This window comes from Alkalihalobacillus sp. R86527 (assembly GCF_042466185.1).
GTDB lineage: Bacteria > Bacillota > Bacilli > Bacillales > Guptibacillaceae > Guptibacillus.
In genome coordinates this window covers 245,074-263,836 of sequence record NZ_JAXHBW010000001.1, presented here as the reverse complement: position 1 = coordinate 263,836, position 18,763 = coordinate 245,074, and the positions used below count along the sequence as shown (strand labels likewise).

The 18,763-nt window shown below is 40.6% G+C and carries 16 protein-coding genes; 7 read left to right on the top strand and 9 right to left on the bottom strand.

What is annotated here, in order from left to right:
• Positions 1–127 precede the first annotated feature (127 nt).
• The 4 genes from SJY16_RS01385 to SJY16_RS01370 all read left to right on the top strand — a co-directional run bounded on the left by SJY16_RS01385 (position 128) and on the right by SJY16_RS01370 (position 4,649).
• Positions 128–1,360 (top strand): aminopeptidase, encoded by a 1,233-nt coding sequence (locus SJY16_RS01385; protein WP_377887274.1) that lies wholly within the window; start codon positions 128–130, stop codon positions 1,358–1,360.
• Positions 1,361–1,528: 168 nt separating this feature from the next.
• Positions 1,529–2,464 (top strand): ATP-grasp domain-containing protein, encoded by a 936-nt coding sequence (locus tag SJY16_RS01380; RefSeq protein WP_377887273.1) that lies wholly within the window; start codon positions 1,529–1,531, stop codon positions 2,462–2,464.
• Between the two features lie 171 nt (positions 2,465–2,635).
• Entirely contained in the window at positions 2,636–3,742 is a 1,107-nt protein-coding gene (locus SJY16_RS01375; RefSeq protein WP_377887272.1) for a DUF2515 family protein, read from the top strand.
• 22 nt (positions 3,743–3,764) lie between these two features.
• The gene (locus SJY16_RS01370) at positions 3,765–4,649 is read left to right on the top strand and encodes a helix-turn-helix domain-containing protein (protein WP_377887271.1); all 885 of its coding nucleotides are present in this window, start codon (positions 3,765–3,767) and stop codon (positions 4,647–4,649) included.
• A 45-nt stretch (positions 4,650–4,694) separates the two neighbouring features.
• Here SJY16_RS01370 and SJY16_RS01365 read toward each other — a convergent pair whose 3' ends face one another.
• Positions 4,695–5,870, bottom strand: a complete 1,176-nt coding sequence (locus tag SJY16_RS01365) for a GNAT family N-acetyltransferase (RefSeq protein WP_377887270.1) — start codon at positions 5,868–5,870, stop codon at positions 4,695–4,697.
• 178 nt (positions 5,871–6,048) lie between these two features.
• Between SJY16_RS01365 and SJY16_RS01360 the strand changes: the two genes are divergently transcribed.
• Positions 6,049–6,330, top strand: a complete 282-nt coding sequence (locus tag SJY16_RS01360; RefSeq protein WP_377887269.1) for a spore morphogenesis/germination protein YwcE — start codon at positions 6,049–6,051, stop codon at positions 6,328–6,330.
• Positions 6,331–6,372: 42 nt separating this feature from the next.
• Here the strand turns inward: SJY16_RS01360 and qoxD are convergent, their stop codons facing one another.
• Genes qoxD through qoxA form a run of 4 tightly spaced genes read right to left on the bottom strand, consistent with a single transcriptional unit; the run spans position 6,373 to position 10,196 of the window.
• Entirely contained in the window at positions 6,373–6,684 is a 312-nt protein-coding gene (gene qoxD, locus SJY16_RS01355) for a cytochrome aa3 quinol oxidase subunit IV (protein WP_377887268.1), read from the bottom strand.
• Between the two features lies 1 nt (position 6,685).
• The gene (qoxC, locus tag SJY16_RS01350) at positions 6,686–7,294 is read right to left on the bottom strand and encodes a cytochrome aa3 quinol oxidase subunit III (protein WP_377887267.1); all 609 of its coding nucleotides are present in this window, start codon (positions 7,292–7,294) and stop codon (positions 6,686–6,688) included.
• A gap of 14 nt (positions 7,295–7,308) precedes the next feature.
• Positions 7,309–9,240 (bottom strand): cytochrome aa3 quinol oxidase subunit I, encoded by a 1,932-nt coding sequence (gene qoxB, locus SJY16_RS01345; RefSeq protein ID WP_377887266.1) that lies wholly within the window; start codon positions 9,238–9,240, stop codon positions 7,309–7,311.
• A gap of 17 nt (positions 9,241–9,257) precedes the next feature.
• On the bottom strand, positions 9,258–10,196 hold the full coding sequence (gene qoxA / locus SJY16_RS01340; RefSeq protein WP_377892011.1) for a cytochrome aa3 quinol oxidase subunit II: 939 nt from the start codon (positions 10,194–10,196) through the stop codon (positions 9,258–9,260).
• Positions 10,197–10,554: 358 nt separating this feature from the next.
• Between qoxA and SJY16_RS01335 the strand changes: the two genes are divergently transcribed.
• Positions 10,555–11,394, top strand: a complete 840-nt coding sequence (locus tag SJY16_RS01335; RefSeq protein WP_377887264.1) for an SDR family NAD(P)-dependent oxidoreductase — start codon at positions 10,555–10,557, stop codon at positions 11,392–11,394.
• Positions 11,395–11,601: 207 nt separating this feature from the next.
• Here SJY16_RS01335 and SJY16_RS01330 read toward each other — a convergent pair whose 3' ends face one another.
• The gene (locus SJY16_RS01330) at positions 11,602–12,597 is read right to left on the bottom strand and encodes a LacI family DNA-binding transcriptional regulator (RefSeq protein WP_377892009.1); all 996 of its coding nucleotides are present in this window, start codon (positions 12,595–12,597) and stop codon (positions 11,602–11,604) included.
• 176 nt (positions 12,598–12,773) lie between these two features.
• Here SJY16_RS01330 and SJY16_RS01325 point away from each other — a divergent pair, with 176 nt between their 5' ends.
• Positions 12,774–14,171, top strand: coding sequence for an MFS transporter (locus SJY16_RS01325; protein WP_377887263.1), 1,398 nt, complete (start codon positions 12,774–12,776; stop codon positions 14,169–14,171).
• Between the two features lie 29 nt (positions 14,172–14,200).
• Here SJY16_RS01325 and SJY16_RS01320 read toward each other — a convergent pair whose 3' ends face one another.
• The 3 genes from SJY16_RS01320 to SJY16_RS01310 form a co-directional block, all read right to left on the bottom strand.
• Positions 14,201–15,520, bottom strand: coding sequence for an NAD(FAD)-utilizing dehydrogenase (locus SJY16_RS01320; RefSeq protein ID WP_377887262.1), 1,320 nt, complete (start codon positions 15,518–15,520; stop codon positions 14,201–14,203).
• A gap of 107 nt (positions 15,521–15,627) precedes the next feature.
• Positions 15,628–17,496 (bottom strand): cation:proton antiporter, encoded by a 1,869-nt coding sequence (locus SJY16_RS01315; RefSeq protein WP_377887261.1) that lies wholly within the window; start codon positions 17,494–17,496, stop codon positions 15,628–15,630.
• 128 nt (positions 17,497–17,624) lie between these two features.
• A complete protein-coding gene (locus tag SJY16_RS01310) occupies positions 17,625–18,719 on the bottom strand; it encodes a DEAD/DEAH box helicase (protein ID WP_377887260.1) in 1,095 nt (364 codons plus the stop codon).
• Positions 18,720–18,763 lie beyond the last annotated feature (44 nt).

Below are 18,763 nucleotides of genomic sequence, written 5' to 3'. Positions count from 1 at the left end.
ATCCTGAAAAGCGTGTACATTTCCAGAAACTTGTTTCATGATAGCGCTTTCAATAAATATTCACCGATGAGCTTTATATCTGATAAACTTAACTTGTAGGAATATAAATGAATAAAGGAGACTGTTTATGACCACTTTTCATAAGAATTTACAGAAATATGCTGACCTCGCAGTTAAGGTCGGCGTCAACATTCAAGAAGGACAAACTCTTGTTGTGAACGCACCACTCACTTCAGCTGAATTCGTTAGAAAGATCGCTGAAAGTGCTTATGACGCTGGAGCTAAGAATGTCCACGTTGAATGGAATGATGAAAGTCTAACTCGAATTAAGTACGAGAAAGCTCCAGATGAAGCATTCAAAGAATTTCCGATGTGGAAAGCGAAAGGTTTTGAAGAACTGGCTGAAAACGACGCAGCTTTTCTATCGATCGTTTCTTCAAACCCTGATCTCTTAAAAGGAATTGATCCTGAGCGGATTTCCAAAGCAAGTAAAACGGCGGGAAAAGCGCTTGAAGGATACCGAGACTACATCATGTCAGATCATAACAGCTGGTCAGTTGTAGCGGTTCCATCAAAACAGTGGGCCGAAAAGGTATTTCCTGAAGCACCAGAAGATAAGCAAGAAGAGTTATTATGGGAAGCAATCTTTGATGCAACGCGCGTTTCAAAAGGAGACCCTGTTCAAGCCTGGAAAGAACATAGTGCTAACCTTGAACAAAAAGTAGATTATTTAAATGAAAAGCACTACAGTAAACTCCACTATCGTGCGCCTGGTACTGACCTAACCATTGAGCTCCCTGAAGCTCATCAGTGGGTAGGTGGTATTAGTGAGAACGCAAAAGGAAATCACTTTGTAGCGAACATGCCCACAGAAGAAGTGTTTACCATTCCACACAAACAAGGCGTTAACGGCGTAGTGACTTCAACTAAACCGTTAAGCTATGGCGGAACGGTGATCGAAGAGTTCTCATTAACATTTGAAGAAGGTCGAATTGTAAAAGCAGAAGCTAAATCAGGTAATGACACTCTTCAGCATCTACTCGAAACGGATGAAGGTGCACGGTACCTTGGAGAAGTTGCGCTCGTTCCTCACGATTCGCCAATATCAAATGTAGATACGATCTTCTTCAACACTCTTTTTGATGAAAATGCATCGAACCATCTTGCAATTGGCAATGCCTACTCCTTCTGTTTAGAAGGCGGGAAAACCAAGTCTAAAGAAGAGCTACAAGCTGCTGGTGCCAATGAAAGTGTCACTCATGTAGATTTCATGATTGGTTCAGCAGAAATGGACATCGATGGCATCAAAAGCGATGGATCGAGTGAACCGGTCTTTAGGAGCGGGAACTGGGCATTTTAATACTCTAGACTCTCAAGCTAGCGAGAAAATCTCGTTAGCTTGTTTTCTTTTAAACTGCTGCGTCTGTTCACTACCCTTTTCTCCTCTGTACTGGGAATTCTATTAATTCTGATTTATACTCGAGTAAATCGATTGGATTTTCTGGTTATTATAAAAGGAGGCTACACCATGAGTTCGAAGGTTTACATTTTACACGAAAATGAAGAATGGACAACACCGCTTAAAGGTGAGCTAGAGAAGCTCGATGTTCCATATGAAGATTGGTTTTTGGACAGTGGAAAGCTTGATTTAACTGAAATTCCTCCAGAGGGAATCTTTTATAACAGAATGAGTGCGTCTTCACATACAAGAAATCATCGTTATGCACCTGAATATACCGCTGCAGTAATCTCCTGGCTTGAAAGCCATGGTCGCCTTGTACTGAACGATAGTCGCGCACTAGCACTTGAGGTAAGTAAGGTTGCTCAATACAATGCGCTAAGAGAACACGGCATTACCACTCCGAAGACGATTGCTGCAGTTGGGAAAGAGCATCTCATCCGTTCTGCTGACTCCTTTGATGGGTCGTTCATCACAAAGCATAACAGAGCTGGAAAAGGACTAGGTGTTCAACTATTTCAAAGCAAAGAAGCATTGAAACAGTACGTAGACAGCGATGACTTTGATGAATCGATCGACGGAATCACCTTACTTCAAGACTACATTCAATCCCCTGATGCTTCGATCACACGCTGTGAATTTGTAGGAGGTAAGTTTCTATATGCCGTTAAAGTAGATACGTCTGAAGGATTTGAACTCTGCCCGGCTGATGTATGCCAGGTTGGTGATTCTTACTGCCCAACAACTCCAGCAACCGAAAAGCCTAAATTCGAAATCATTGAAGACTTTGATCATCCTATTCTAAAAAAATACGAAGAATTCTTGAAAGCAAACGGTATTACATTTGCTGGGATCGAATGCATACAGAATGAAAATGGTGATTTATTTACGTACGATGTAAATACGAATACAAACTATAATCCAGACGCAGAGAAAAAAGGGAACAAGTCTGGCATGAAAGCCATTGCAGAAACACTTGAAAAAGCACTGTTGCAATTTAAGTAGGGTAATAGAGAGAGTAAGATATCAGGCTGTCGAGAATATGTCGGCAGCTTTTCCAATGAAGCTAGTTGTCTATACCTCTAGACACCTTAAATCATTTTCATCACTATTTCCCTCCCCTTCTCACTCGGAAAGAGTTGCATACATATAAGAGTGAAGGAGGTAGGAACCAGAGTGTTACCTATTTTAAATAATCTACCCAAGAAAAAAACGCCTTCGTATTGGAAAAGCTTGAAGAAAGAGTTAATAAAAGCATGCAAACACACTCATCTAACAAAGCCTCATCTATCCAAAGAAGATAATCAATTGTTAGAGGCGATCAGACTCGAAACCTCTCTTCATAACCGAGACAATTGCACACGAACGAAAGCATATTTAGATTTCTTTATGGACTATAAAGAAATTCACTGGTCCCTTCTTGCTCACATGGTTTCACGTAATGCAGGATGGTCGATGACAGACTTAAAGGGAGAGTATTTGCCTACAATTCTATCTTCATCCAAGCAAAAAGACTTTTTCCTCTTTCTCGAGAAAGGAAACTGGTTGATCTTCCAGGATGTTTATCCTCAACTACTGCTATATAAGCATAGTAAGATTCAATCAAGCTATCTTTTTCACCTTTTGCCACATCTTCAGGTTTCAAAGTTCATGGAAGTAATCTGGAACTGGTATTGGAAAACCCAAGACGCTTCTTTGCTTACTAGCGCATTAATCATAAATGAACAAAACTATATCGATACTCGCATGATTCAGAATCAGTATTACAAAGAGTCTGTTCTAAACACGCTACCGTTCCATCTTCAAAATGTGTTAACTACGAATACCATTCTGTTTCCAATGAATGATGGGGAGAACGTACGGTTAATAGGAGCTACTGTTCAGCATTTTTCTCAACTGTCTGAGCGTATTAAACTTGGAAAACATCTATATCAGCTTCTTTTTTCTAAAGACACTACCCTGAAATCTATTCTTGATTGGAGTCTCCAACATCGACATACAGGCTCTAGAAAAGATTACTGGGCTCATCTTTTTCATTCTATAAAAGAAGGAATTCCTGGGGAGAAAAGGGTATTAAATAATTGTAAGGTTCGATCTGGCCCACGTATCTATAGCCCAGAACTATCGATTTGGAAGACAATTTCTCATCAAACCCAGGATCATCCTGACTGGTTTTCAAGTGAGGATTGTATAAAATACCTTATTCCGTCTCAAAACGATTCATCTGGTGACGTCCAGCGGATCCACTGTCGCACTCTTGAAGTGCTCGAGAACCTACCATAATACATACGATTGGGTTGATTGAATGACGTTCGCTACGTTAGGAATCGAAATTAAGAATTTACGTAAATTCAGAGGATTTTCGCAGAAAGAACTGAGTAGAGGCATATGTTCACAAGCTCAGATTAGTAAAATTGAAAAAGGTGACGTTTATCCGTTAGCTCCCACTCTTTATGAGCTTTCAAACCGACTCGGAGTAGATATTAATTATTTCTTTGAAAGAACGCTTGTTGAAAGAATTGATTATGTTCAAGAAGTGTATCTTCAAGTAAGGAATGCCATAAAAGAATATGACTATCAAAGGGTAGAGGAAATCGTTCGAACTGAACAGAGAAATCCTTTGTATCATCAAAACCTAGAATTTAAGCAGTTCATCATGTGGCACAATGGCATTTGCCACTATCACTTATACCAAGAAGCTCAATCAGCAATTGCACTCATAAACGAGGCATTCAATCTCACATTTACAGATAAATATTATAGTGAAAGAGAAATTGAAATTCTGAATAGTAAAGGCATCGTTTTTTTATTATCTGAAGAACACACACTGGCTATCGCGTTATATACTGAATTAATCGAACAACACAGTAAACTTAAACGCGTACGCGATCATACAGTTAAAATTCGTTTATATTACAATCTCGCGAAAGCGCTCAGTTACCATAACGATATCCAAAGGTCGATATCGATTTGTAATAAGGGCATTGCGTATTGTATCTCAACCAACAGCATGTATTTATTTGGGCAATTGTATTTCCAAGTCGGCTATAATTACCACCTTAAAGGCGCAGAAAAAGAATCGCTTCAGTATTTCAAGAAAGCACACAGCATCTTCGATTTACAACAGCAACATGAGTTCAAAGCCCATATAGAAAAGGAATTTCTTACAAAACACAGTCTATCGATCTAGTGATTGAAATGAAATACAGGCGGTTTTCTAAACCGCCTGCTAATTTTAAAAGAAGTCCATGAAATTTGTTTCCTTATTGGTTATGATCTTTTTAAGTAAGGACAAGTCTTGTTCTGAACCTTCAATCAAGCCTGATTCATAAAGAAATTCTGGTGATTGATACCCCGTTAGTACTGCTGTCAATGTATTGATATTACATCGAAGGCCGCGCTTTGGTGGGTGAGTACAAGAGCTAGTTTGAGAGTTAGCCTGGAACACCTTCACCTCATGTGGTGCGATATGAAACGTTCCGTTATTCCATGCAGCGTGTTCATCATGTATGTGCATAAAGAGAGATTCTCCCTCGTCCAACATGAATGGATAGTTGATAAGGAAGTTTTCCACGTCCACAATCCTAGCCATGAAGTATGCTTCCACTTCGCTTTTGACTTTAGGGTTTTGAAGTAAATACGGAAGCTGATCTCCTTCATTCGTTAATATGGTCCCTCCATCAATCATCGAATCGTGTTGACATAAGTAATTCCATAGACCTTTTCGAGCATCTCCATCTAAAGCAACGAATTCTTCCACTTCAAGGTTTCGTTCTTTCACTTTGTAATAAACGTATCCCGACAGTTTACCATCACTATTTTGATAGGTCGCAAACAGGTCGCCTTCTGAATAAACGCGGTTCTTCCACCAGTATTCATCTCGTTTGAGCATGCCATTGAATTTATTTGCGAAGGCTTCATAGATTGGATTCAGTTGTTCGAATACATCCTCTAAGCGAATCCTTCGAACTTTTCCACTAGCTGGAGTAAGCTGCACGAAATCCTCTTTCTTTAGCGTGAGCTTTTTCCAATTACTAAGAATCTCCCAACCAAATTTACGATAAAAACCAATGCTAAAAGGATGAAGAAATGAAATCGTTTGACCATTCTCTTTCATCTCTGATAATGAATGGCGAAGCAACTTCGCAACTTTCCCACCCCTTCTATACTCTGGGTAAGTCGCCACAGATGCAATGCCTCCCATCGAAAATCGCGTTCCTGCAATCCACGTATGTAAATCGATGATGTGGAGCTTTGCGGCTAAATTACCATCTTCAAAATCTCCCCATACAGCATGCTCACTGTAGGCTTTCAACCTTTTCTCTACATCTTCTTTCGGCACATCATATTGAAATGCATATTCTGAAAGACGAAGCGCATCAATCATTTCATCTTCATGAAGTTTCCTCATCGTTTCTCCCTCCATTCTATAAACTAACTAATCCTATTAAAGATTCCACGTGTCTTTAATATGTGTAGAATTTTCGAACTTTTGTGGTATACTAATTGTAACAAAACATTCACAAATAAATCTTAAGTTTGTCACAAAATACGATTTTGAAAGCGGTATCAAATAAGGAGTGGATTTCATGGATGTCTTTATGGTTTATCTTTTTGTTATTACAGCTACACCACTATTTCTCTGGAAAGAATATAGAAAGCTTGCTTATCTACACACCCCATTTATAATAGCTAGTTGGGCTCTTCTCATTTTTTACATCGGTGGAGGAATGACGCCAGCTGCTCATACAATCTTCATTACACTATTTGTCATTAATGTTTTGTTTGCACATTTAGCAGCATTTCTACTTTTTGCATTACCGATTATCCGTGAACGTGCAGCTGCAAAAAAAGTTTCTTCTATGGAATAATAAATAAAACCGTTCACCTCTAATGGTGAACGGTTTTTGGCTTTACATATGACTCATACCAAATGACATAACCCAGATTGTACCGACCACGACTGCAATCGCGATGAACAGGGCATATAAAATAGTACCAGTTTGGATCTTGCTGTCTTCACTCTCCGTCATATGCATGAACATAAGTAGCTGGATTGTCGCCTGAATAAGAGCCAGACCAACCACGACTGCTACTATCATGGTATTGCTTAATCCAGATTCAAAACCAACCCAAAGTGCAAACAATGTCAGAATGATTGAAAGAGCAAAACCAATGACGTGACTCCATGGGAAATGGCTGTGAGTTTGCTCGTTGTTAGCCATCTTACATCACCATCCCTAGTAAATATACGGCTGTGAAAATAAAGATCCATACAACATCAAGGAAGTGCCAGTAAAGACTTGAAATGAATACTTTCCTTGACGTGTCGGGGGTTAAGCCGCGTTGTTTTAACTGAATCAATATGAGAGAGATCCAAGCGATCCCCATTGCAACGTGGGCACCGTGCGTACCAGTCAGTACGAAGAATGCTGACCAGTAAGCGCTCGTTGTGAGTGCCGCACCTTCATGAATGTAATGAACGAATTCATAAATTTCAAAGCCAAGGAACGAAAGGCCAAGAGCAAGAGTAATCCCAATCCATAGGAAAACTCCTTTTAATGAATTGGCTCTCATATAATGAATTGCCAGTCCACAAGTAAAGCTACTTGTTAACAGCAAAAATGTTTCGATCAATACACCTTTTACTTCGAATAATTCTGTTGGTAATGGACCACCCGCTGTACGGCCATCTAATACAAAATAGGTCGCAAACAGCGTTGAGAAAAGCGCGATCTCTGCACCAAGAAAAATCCAGAAGCCGAGAATATTCAGACGACCAGTTTCCGACTGATATTCCAAAGGCGTATTTGGAGAATGTTCAACTGCATCCATTTGTCACGCCTCCTTTATTCGGTAGTCTGTTCATGTTTTTCTATTTCTTCTACGCTAACGTAGAAGCCTTTGTCATAATCGAAAGAACGAATAACCAACGTTGCAAGAACCCCGATCAGTCCCGCAATCGACATCCAGTGCCAAGAGAAAACCATACCGAAACCTGCGATAAAGAAGAACGTGCTCATGATGATCGGTACACCAGAGTTGCTTGGCATATGAATCGGTTTGTAAGGTTTCTTCTCTTTCGTTTTCCCTTCTTTCTTTGCAATCCAATAAGCATCATGTCCTTTTACTTCAGGTACGTGTGCAAAGTTGTAGAAAGGAACAGGTGCTGCAGTAGACCATTCAAGTGTTCTTCCATCCCAAGGATCCCCAGTTGTCTCACGTGGTGAGTAACGGAAGCTATAGTAGATGTTGTAAACAAGAATCAAGAATCCGATTCCCATCAGAACGCCACCCATAGTCGCTAGAACATTCAAACTCATCCATCCATCAGCAGCGCCATACGTGTAGACTCGACGCGGCATGCCTGCGAGTCCAAGGAAGTACATCGGGAAGAAACAAAGGTTAAATCCTGCTACGAAAATCCAGAACGTCCACTTTCCTAACTTCTCGTTCAATCGGTGGTTGAACATCTTAGGATACCAGAAGTGAAGGCCTGCAAAACAAGCATACACTGTACCTGAGATCAATACGTAGTGGAAGTGAGCGACAAGGAAGTACGTATTATGGTACTGGTAGTCAGCTGCAGCCATCGCAAGCATGACCCCTGTAACCCCACCAATAACAAAGTTTGGTATGAAGGCAAGCGACCACAGCATTGCTGTAGTAAACTTTATCCTTCCTTTATATAAAGTGAATAGCCAGTTGAATATCTTAACACCGGTCGGAACGGCAATTAACATCGTTGTGATGGAGAAGAACGAGTTAACTGCTCCACCGGCACCCATCGTAAAGAAGTGGTGCACCCATACAAGGAAGCTAAGTCCTGCGATGACAACCATCGAGTAAACCATCGCTTTATATCCGAATAGTGTTTTACGTGCAAATGTACTAATAATTTCAGAGAACATACCGAACGCTGGAAGGATAACGATATATACTTCAGGGTGTCCCCAAATCCAGAATAGGTTAGCCCATAGCATCGGCATACCACCGTCCATCAATGTGAAGAAATGACTTCCAAATAGGCGGTCAAATGTCATAAGAGCAAGAGCTACTGTTAGAACTGGGAAAGCAAATACGATAATTACACATGTAATCAAAGATGACCATGTAAAGATTGGCATCTGCATAAGCTTCATTCCAGGTGCTCTCATTTTGAGTATCGTGACTAGGAAGTTAATACCTGTTAACAGTGTACCGATACCTGCTATCTGTAAGCCGAGCAAGTAATAGTTCTGTCCTACACTCGGACTTAGCTCTAGTCCTGCTAGTGGAACATAGCTTGTCCATCCTGCAGAAGGAGAGCCTCCGATAACGAATGAAATATTAAACAGCATTGCTCCCATGAAGAATGTCCAGAAGCTTACTGCGTTAAGAAACGGATACGCAACGTCTCGAGCTCCAATTTGGAGAGGAATAACAACGTTCATCAAACCGATCAAGAACGGCATAGCCATGAAAATAATCATGATGGTACCGTGCGTTGTAAAGATTTCATTATAGTGAGTAGAGTCCAGGAATCCTGCATCTGGAACCGTGAGCTGCGCTCTCATCAAGAGGGCATCTACACCTCCACGAAATAGCATCAGAACGGCAGACATTACATACATAATTCCTAATTTCTTATGATCAACAGTCGTGAGCCACTCTGTCCATAGCCACTTCCACTTCTTGAAATATGTCAGAACAAATATAACACCGATCATCGTTAAAGCGATCGATACATCGGCACCATATATAAGTGGGTCACCTGTGACGAAAAATTCATCCCATTTCATGGTGTCTTCCTCCTTCCTTAATGCGACTCAGAGTGAGTGCCTTTATCTTCAGATTTTGAATGGTCATCGTGTTCACCATGTGAACCATGTGAGTTTTCTTCTTTATCCTCATCGAGTGGGAGGCCTTTACGTACCTTAGTTGCATATTCAGCATCCATCGCATGATTGACCCATTCAAGATGTGTTGAGGAGAATGTCATTTCATCTGAATGACCTTTTAACATCAACTCGTTGTATTTTTCTTGCGTTAATTCAGGTGCCTCTTGGGATTCTTCAACCCATTCAGCATACTCTTCTTCTGTTTCCGCTGTAACGGTAAACACCTGATCTGCGAAGCCTTCACCTGTGAAGTTAGAGTTTCGACCTCGATACTCCCCAGGCTCATCTGCTTGTAAGTAAAGTTCCGTCATCATTCCGGCCATCGTATATTCCTGACCACCTAATGATGGAATCCAGAATGAACCCATAGAATCAGCTGAAGCAAGCTTAAACAATATCGGGCGATCTTCTGGAATGTGGATATAGTTCACAGTTTCAATATCTTCTTCTGGGTAGCTAAACACCCATTTCCAATCTACTGATGTCGCATGAATAACAACAGGGTCTTTATGGGCTGTTGCTTCAGGAGGCTCTTCTAATGCATAGATTGTTTTAACGGTAGGAATTGCAAGAGCAATTAAAATGATAATAGGGATAACCGTCCAAACAATTTCAAGAAATATATTTCCTTCGATTTCTGGAGGTTCATATTCAGGGCCACTTTTCCGCTCTCTATATTTCACAAGAATTAGTGTGAATAGAACGAATACGACAACAACAATAAATAGCATTAACCCTATGGAGAATAGAATTAGATTTGCTTGTTGTTCCGCTACGGGTCCTTTTGGATCAAGCACAGTTAAGTTGCTACAACCGCTCAGAACTAAAACTGACATGAACATGACGAATGCTAGCATTGACTTTATTCGCTTCACCGCAAGGCCACCTTCCTTTCTTTCTCTATAGTAAAATCATAATTTCAACTTCTTAAAGATGCTTAATGATAGGGTTTTGCGTTGACAACTATTATTCTAGCAGGGGAAATAGAAAAATGTGATACACATCACAATGTGTCAAAAGTTGCTCAACTTTCTATCACTTTTTCGACACATTTCGTACATACTTTGGTCATATTTGTGGAAGATTTTAACCTCATTGACTAAAATAACGCTTACTAAAAACGCTATCTGTTTCGTGAGCAGAATCATTGAGTAACTGTATTTATTATTGGTACAGTTAGCGAGGAGTTAACTTGATTGTCGAAAGGAGATTAGGATGGATTTACAAATGAAGAATAAATTAGCCGTGGTAACAGGATCTACTTCTGGAATTGGAAAAGGAATTGCTGAAACGCTTTTAAAAGAAGGAGCAAAAGTCATCGTCAACGGCCGTAAACAGAAACGTGTAAATGGTATTGTCGATGAGCTATCTTCATATGGAGAGGTTTATGGAATCGCAGCAGACCTTTCGTTACAGGAAGAAAGTGAGTTATTTGTTGAAGAAGTTGAAAAGCATGGCGCAGTCGACATTCTTGTTAATAATATGGGCATGTTTGAAGTGAAACCGTTTGAACAAGTAACGGATGAAGAGTGGATGAATTATTTCCAAACGAATGTTATCAGTGCTGTAAGACTCACTCGTAACTTCCTTCCATCTATGCTTGAAAGGGATTCCGGTCGGGTATTGAACATTGCAAGTGAAGCTGGCGTGAAGCCCCTTACGCAAATGATCCCTTATTCCGTTTCAAAAGGTGCGATGATCAGCCTTTCTCGCGGATTAGCTGAAACAACAAAAGGTACGAATGTAACAGTTAATTCCGTTCTACCTGGGCCAACTTGGACAGAAGGTGTAGCAAGCTTCATGGAAGGAGCGGCTGAAGAAGAAAATAAAGATCTTGATCAATTTACGAGAGATTATTTCAAAGACAATGAACCAACTTCTCTTATCCAACGCTTTGCAACGATAGAAGAAGTAGCTAATACGGTTGCATACCTTGCATCTCCTCTTTCTTCAGCGATTAATGGCTCAGCTCAACGAGTTGAAGGCGGCATTATTCGCTCTATCTATCTAACTAATAAACAAGCCTGGTCTTTTGACCAGGCTCGTTCTATCTAAATCATTATATGATTGGAAATATTCCATTTCACAGCCCACTTAGTTAGCCCCCTAGCATGCTGTCTTTAAAACCAAGTAACCCTGATAGAGGAATGCGAGCGCTTTCAAACACTCGCTAACTTCTTGTATCAATTTCAAGTTAATTGTTCACTATGTGTGAACGATTCCACATCGGTAAAAAATAAATGATATCGCTTTCACTCGTTGCTATACACTATCTCTTTCAATAAGTCTATAACTTAGTTTGACTTTTTTTTCTTCCAAACTTTGCCCTTTCAACTGTTGTAAAATCAGTTGAGCTGTTTGACGACCCGCATCTTCATTAAAGTAATCGACAGTAGATAACGTCGGAGTTACATGTTTTGATAGATCAGAAGCACCGATGCCATATACGGCCATTTCTTCTGGGACATTGATATTTTTTTCTCGCAAACAACCTAATGCACCGATTGCCATTCTGTCAGTTACAGCAAAAATAGCAGTCGGCATAGCTGCACCAACCATTAATCGCTCTGCTGCTTCGTACCCTGATTCGAACGTGAAGTCACCATACTGAATCCAGTTTTCATCGATTGTAAGGTTATGTTTCTTCATCGCGTCTTTGTATCCCTCTTTACGAAGAACACCAACTGCGTGATTTTTTTCTTGCACACCAATGAACCCAATGCGTTGATGGCCTTTGGAAATAAGCGACTCCGCTATAGAAATAGATGCGTGATAATCATCATACATCACAGAAGTCACCCCTTCTAGTTCTTGTCCTAGAGCTACAAAAGGGATATTCGTTTCATTTATTGTGTTCAAAAGTCCTTGATTACGATTTGTAGCAAGTAATATAATACCGTCTACTTGTCGGCTTCTTAGGAGTTTAATATTTTCTATTTCTTTCTCCGGCTTTAACTGTGTATTCGTAAGTAAGATCTGATATCCATTATCAGCTAATTCTTGTTCAATTCCATTCACCACTCGACTTGCGGTTTCGGTACTGATCCTTGGAAGAATGACACCGATAACGCCAGAACGTTTCGTCCTCATCGTCTTAGCATGGGCACTAGGAATATAACCCATTTCTTGGACTGCTTTCAAAACCTGCTCTCGTGCTTCCTGACTTACATAACCATTGTCATTTAATACGCGAGAGACCGTTGTTCGTGAAACGCCTGCCCGTTTTGCTACATCTTTGATGGTCGTCAAATTCTTCACCCCTTCAGCAAGAATTTCCAATCTAATCATAATAGATTATCTGTTTATTGTCTATAAATGGTAAAACCATTGAAATGCGATGTTATGAAGCTAGTTAATTTACATCACTACCTTTCCACTCTATTATAAAATGAGTAATCATTATTTCGAGTTCCTAAATAGAAAGAAGGGTATGCATGTCAGATTCACAAATAAGCAAGGAATTCACGCCCAAAGAAAGAAAACGACTGATTATTTTGGTGTGTACGATTCTTGCCTTTGCCGTAATGAATGGAACGATGTTTAACGTTGCAATCCCAGATATTGCGGCCGCTTTTGACTTAAGTCCATCCGAAGTAAGTTGGGTGCTAACAGGATATATTTTAGTTTTCGCCATCGGTTCACTTATGTATGGAAAGCTCGCAGATATTTATCCTATTAAAACATTGTTCACAATCGGTATCGCAATTTTCTCCGCTGGGGCATTTATTGGGTTTATATCTCCAAATTATGAAACACTCCTTCTAGCTAGACTTTTACAAGCTGCAGGTGGTGCCACGATCCCTGCACTAGCATTTATCGTGCCAATTCGCTTTCTTCCAAATGAAAAAGGACGAGTATTTGGGCTTATCTCCTCCACAGTTGCGTTTGCTTCAGGCGTAGGCCCAATTATTGGCGGCATTGTTGGAGGTACGATGAACTGGAGATTCCTTTTCCTTTTTTCAGTAGCAACGATTTTTGCGATTCCCTTGTTTCGTAAATGGCTACCTGACGAAGATAAACGTAAAGGCACGGTCGATATCCCGGGAGCGTTATTGATGGCAGCTTCAGTTGCTGCATTGCTCATCTATATAACTACTTTCTTCTGGTATTTACTTGTATTATTCATCGTATTATTTGGGTTGTTTCTTTACCGGACATTCACAATCGATAAACCGTTTATCGATCCACTCATTTTGAAGAATACGAAATACACCATCACTGCACTTACAAGCTTTCTCGGTACTTCAGCACTATTCGGTCTGATTTTCGTTATACCGATCATGTTGAGAGATTTAAACGAGCTATCGACATTATCGATTGGTCTCGTCTTATTCCCTGGTGCTATGGCTGCGGGGTTAATCGGCCAAGTTGGCGGTAAACTTATTGAACAAAAGGGTGCTACCACCGTTGTGAAACTTGCCCTAATACTCATCGCCAGTGGAACCTTCTTCATATCAACCTTTTCAGGTTACACAGCCTGGGTGATTGTGCCTTGTCTGCTTATTGCTTATCTTGGATTTCCTCTTATTCAAAGCTCAACTGCCGATTTGATATCTACAATTTTACCTGACCATCAAAACGGCGTTGGAATGGGAGTTTTCAACTTACTCAACTTTATGGCTGGCGCCTTCAGCTCAGCTATTTTCGGTCGCCTTCTGGACATGCCTAACGTTTCCTTTTCCATGAATCCATTGGCTAAGCTAGGAGACAATATTATCTATAGTAATCTTTATATCGGTTTAAGTCTTATCGCTGTAGTGGCATTTAGTGTCTTCACCTTGAAATTCCGATTAAATAAAGAAAAGAAACTGTCTGAAAGGCCCGTTTCATAATATATAAAGGCTGGCCAAAAGGCCAGCCTTTATATATGTTCCGCTGTATGCAATCCACTCGCTGCTGCCTGCGATAGAGAGTGTGTTTCTCCTGAACAATCTCCGATTAAATAAAGTCCAGCCAACTCCGTTTCAAACCAGCGATCGGTTTTGATTTTTGGTTCATAAAATTTACCATCCATCCCATAAAGCAATGTATCTGTATCAATCGCCTCACCAAGAAGGCTTTCTAACGATTGTAAAAATTCTTGGATGGCGGTTACAACCTTTATTGGAACTTCTTCTTTCAGATTCCCCGGCTCTGCTGACAATGTGGGTTGTATCGAGTTTCGAGTCAGCTTTTGATCATCAGTTGCGATTTGATTAAGCAAATCTTCAAAACGCTGCACAACGATTCGGTCTCTTCCCTGATTAATTCCACCAATGAACTGACGAGCAAAACCATCAGCTTCGTTTTTCGAATCAAATAACCATGGTACGAACAGAGTGAAATTCAGGTTATTACTCAATCCCTTCTCTCGCTGATTCTGTCCATCAGCCATAACGAGGCCATGTTGATATTTCCGTATGATACGGCCATTGGGATTCATGCAGTACGTCGTAGCTTCATAAGTTGACCCTTTTACATAAAGCTTCGTTTCAAACGTGTCTCTTAGAATATGTTTAAGCTGATCTCCTCTCATCTCAACCCGAATCCCTAAGTCAATACGCGAAGGACCAGGTCTCAAACCTAACGCCTCACACCTTTCCAACATCCATTCACTTCCACTACTTCCTGTTGAAAATACAACTTTATTGGAGTGGAAGGTTCCTCGACTCGTTTTGATCCAATATCCATTATCCTTAGAAATTTCCTTCACATCTGCTTCAAATACGAAATCAATATGACTTTTCAAATAAGCGTATATGTTTTGAAAGACTTCTGTTGATCGTTTTGTTCCAAGGTGCCGGACTGTAGTTGTCAGCACCTTCAATCCATGTCGCTCCGCTTCATCAGCTAAATGAGGATTATGAGTACTATAACTCTCTACAGCATTCCCTCCATACATACAGATGAGTTCGTCTACTTCCTCCATTAATTTCATGGCTTTCTCGCTTCCAACTTTCATTCCAAGACTACCGCCAAAGTCATTCGTATAGTTGAATTTCCCTTCAGACTTTCCTAATCCTGCAAACCCTATGTATTGGTCACATGCTTCACATTTACAGCCATCACCCTTACAAGATCGTTCATGAAGTTGTTTTCCTTTGTCGATCATCAATATCTTATAGCCAGGGTGTAGCTCTGTTAGTTTATGAGCCATAAAGATAGCGCTCACTCCTGCTCCTATAATAATGACATCATACATAGTAACCCTCCGTTTATTGTTTCTTTCAATCAGCATACCATACGAAAGGCCTCTCATTTAGAGGGTGGTGACTAGAGAGCCTTTGATAAAAGAAAGGTTCAGAACCGTCATTCCTGACGATTCTGAACCTTATCTTCTTCACTTCGTTGTTTTTCAAGTTTTTGTTGAATTCGATTAAACTCTTTGCTTGGAGGCATTAAACTAACGACTATATCTCCTGCCTCACCACTTAACTCTAAGTCGTGTGCAAAGAACTCGAGTTTTCCTGAAGGTTTCTTGATGAACAGTTGGATTGTTTCTTCATCAATTTCCTCTACATATTGGTCATATTTATATTGCTGTGTAATGTTCGTTTTACGAAGTACGTAGCCACTTTCCACTTTTCGATTCAAGTGTTCCCACGTAGCACCTTCCCGGAATGCAATCCGTCCACCAATTGTATGAACAAGCTCCTCGATATCATCGCCTCTATCATTTCTTAAGCTGAGTTGATAAAGATTGTTTCTCCCTATTTCAGGAACAAAGGTCGTGCATACTAGTGCATTGTAAGAGTCCAGTTCGGTGGCGGCAATCATATATTCATATGGAGTCAAATCCAGCCTATATTCAGTTTGCTCAGAAAGAATTTCTCCTCGATAAAAAGGAACTCCAGCTTTTCTAGCCGTTATCAGCCTTTTCCACGATGAATCAGTGACTAACACAGGTACTTTTAACTGCTGAAGTGTGCGTGAAAGAGCCGTACTGAATGAGCTTCCTCCAACAATGACGACACCCGGCTGCTCATCACTGGCTAAATGTAACTTTTCAGCCGTCCATCGAATCGAGAATCCATGGACCACAACCGTCGCAAACACAAGCGCAAATGTAAGTGAAATCAATATTTTTGCATCTTCAAACCCTGCTTCAAGAAGAACGCTAGCAAAGTAACTGGCCACTGTTAACGCTACAATACCTCGCGGTGCAATCCACCCGACTAGGGTTTTCTCCTGCCAGGAGAGATCGGTCCCAATTGTAGAAAGCCAGATGGAAAGAGGTCTTACGACAAAGAGCATTAACAATACGAACGCTAAGATTTGCCACTGGAAGATTTCTAATAGGGTTTCAACGGATAGCGATGCTGTTAACATGATAAAGATTGTCGAGATCAATAAGACAGAAATATTCTCTTTAAAGTGCCTCATGTCATCGATAGACGATATATGCATATTCGCAATTGTAATCCCCATTGCAGTTACTGCTAGTAACCCTGTTTCATGGGCAATTTCATCCGCTACGGCAAAACATAGGATAACAACCCCGAAAACAACCGGAGATTTCAAAAATTCAGGAACGTACCCCTTCTCAAACATCCATCCTATTCCGCGTCCGCATAAGAACCCAAATAGTGTGGCGAACAAGGACGCTAGGAAAAAGATAAGAAGAACAGTAGGCGTCGCTTCTTCAAATTGGAGGAATTTAATGATTTCAAATGCAAATACCGCTAGAAGTGCACCGAGCGGATCTACGATGATCCCTTCCCATTTTAATATTTTGGCTGGTCTTGGCTTAAGCTTCGCCTGCCTTAATAAAGGAAGAATAACGGTAGGACCGGTAACAATGAAGAGTCCACCTATTACAAAGGCCACCCCCCATGATAGTCCAGCTACATAATGGGCAGATAGTGATCCAAGTAACCATGCGAGAAATGCACCGGCTGTAACGATTCTACCAACTGGTTTTCCAAGCCCCTTTATTTCACGAAAATCTAAATTCAAACTTCCTTCAAATAAAATAATAGCAACTGCGATAGAAACAAACGGATCAAATAAATCCCCAAAAACATTATCAGGATGTAGGATACCAAAGATCGGACCCACAAGCAGACCGATTATAGACATCACTACGATGGCAGGCATGTTAAACCTCCAGGCAAACCACTGTGAAAACACACCGAGGACGCCCACAAGCATAATATTAAACAAAATTGAATCTACCACAGGCAGCCTCCTTTTCGAAACAGTTCTTCTGCTTCCTTCTCTATCTAAGTATTCTATAACTTTAAATGATTTCAGTAAACTTGTATGGATTCCTGCTCATAATTCCCTGAAATTAGTAAATATTGCTCCTACAACGTTTTTCTTTTCATTCTAGTTTGGAGTGACTTTTCAATCTTGAGAAGCATCTGTTCTTCAGAAGGAGTTGCGATGGTGACAGCGATTCCTTTTCCACCTGCTCTAGCTGTTCTTCCAATCCGATGAACGTACCCCTCTACATCAAGAGGAATATCATAATTGATCACATGCGTGACACCATCGATATCAAGACCTCGCGCAGCAATATCCGTCGCAATGAGGAACTGAAAGTCATCATTGCGAAATTGTTCTACTACTTGTTCCCTCTTAGCTTGAGAAAGGTTTCCATGAAATATCCCACATTGAATCCCTTTTAAGCTAAGTGCTTCAGCTAGACGAGCTACCCTTCTCTTTGTTCTACAGAAAAGAATCGCTTTGTATGGACGAAATTGATGCAGAATGGTCACTAACGTATCCTGCTTTAACCGAGCTTTGGTCACGAACACAGTTTGTTTTATCTCCGGAATCACGGCAGAATCATCATAACATTCTACAGGGTCAGCTAGAAATCGATTGGAAAGCTCTTTAATAGGTGCTGGCATCGTAGCTGAACATAGGACTGCTTGTCTGTCCTCAGGAAGGACTTCCATCAAGTCAGACACTTCAGGTAAAAAGCCAGTATGTAACATTTGATCTGCTTCGTCCAATATGGATATAGAAACAGAATCCAAGTCGATCGTACCCCGTCTAACGTGATCAAGCAGTCTACCGGGCGTACCTACAGCAATTGTCGCTACCTTAAGGCGAGCGATTTGAATATGTATATCTTGCCCTCCATAAATCGCAACTGCTTTCTCTTCTGAAGGTAAAAGCTTTCTCACTTCCTCTGTTATTTGTATTGCTAATTCTCTTGTAGGTGTAATAACAAGGATTTTTACCCTATTTTCACCATCGTTAAGCATTTCAACTGCAGGAAGAAGAAATCCAAAGGTTTTTCCTGTACCCGTTCTACCTCTAACAAGGAGGTCCTTCCCTTCTAATAGAGGAGGAATCATTTTTTCTTGAATTGTGGTAGGCGTTTCGATTCCATCTCCTGCTAATTGTTCGATCATTTCCTTTCTTAGCCCAAATTCAATAAATCCATTCATCCATACCCCTGCCTTCTATTGAAAAAGAAGCAGGCGTGCCTGCT

Coding starts and splice junctions, on each gene's coding strand:
- SJY16_RS01385 (WP_377887274.1), top strand. CDS start 128: ATGACCACTTTTCATAAGAATTTACAGAAATATGCTGACCTCGCAGTT.
- SJY16_RS01380 (WP_377887273.1), top strand. CDS start 1,529: ATGAGTTCGAAGGTTTACATTTTACACGAAAATGAAGAATGGACAACA.
- SJY16_RS01370 (WP_377887271.1), top strand. CDS start 3,765: ATGACGTTCGCTACGTTAGGAATCGAAATTAAGAATTTACGTAAATTC.
- SJY16_RS01365 (WP_377887270.1), bottom strand. CDS start 5,870: ATGAGGAAACTTCATGAAGATGAAATGATTGATGCGCTTCGTCTTTCA.
- SJY16_RS01360 (WP_377887269.1), top strand. CDS start 6,049: ATGGATGTCTTTATGGTTTATCTTTTTGTTATTACAGCTACACCACTA.
- qoxD (WP_377887268.1), bottom strand. CDS start 6,684: ATGGCTAACAACGAGCAAACTCACAGCCATTTCCCATGGAGTCACGTC.
- qoxC (WP_377887267.1), bottom strand. CDS start 7,294: ATGGATGCAGTTGAACATTCTCCAAATACGCCTTTGGAATATCAGTCG.
- qoxB (WP_377887266.1), bottom strand. CDS start 9,240: ATGAAATGGGATGAATTTTTCGTCACAGGTGACCCACTTATATATGGT.
- qoxA (WP_377892011.1), bottom strand. CDS start 10,196: ATGCTAGCATTCGTCATGTTCATGTCAGTTTTAGTTCTGAGCGGTTGT.
- SJY16_RS01335 (WP_377887264.1), top strand. CDS start 10,555: ATGGATTTACAAATGAAGAATAAATTAGCCGTGGTAACAGGATCTACT.
- SJY16_RS01325 (WP_377887263.1), top strand. CDS start 12,774: ATGTCAGATTCACAAATAAGCAAGGAATTCACGCCCAAAGAAAGAAAA.
- SJY16_RS01320 (WP_377887262.1), bottom strand. CDS start 15,520: ATGTATGATGTCATTATTATAGGAGCAGGAGTGAGCGCTATCTTTATG.
- SJY16_RS01310 (WP_377887260.1), bottom strand. CDS start 18,719: ATGAATGGATTTATTGAATTTGGGCTAAGAAAGGAAATGATCGAACAA.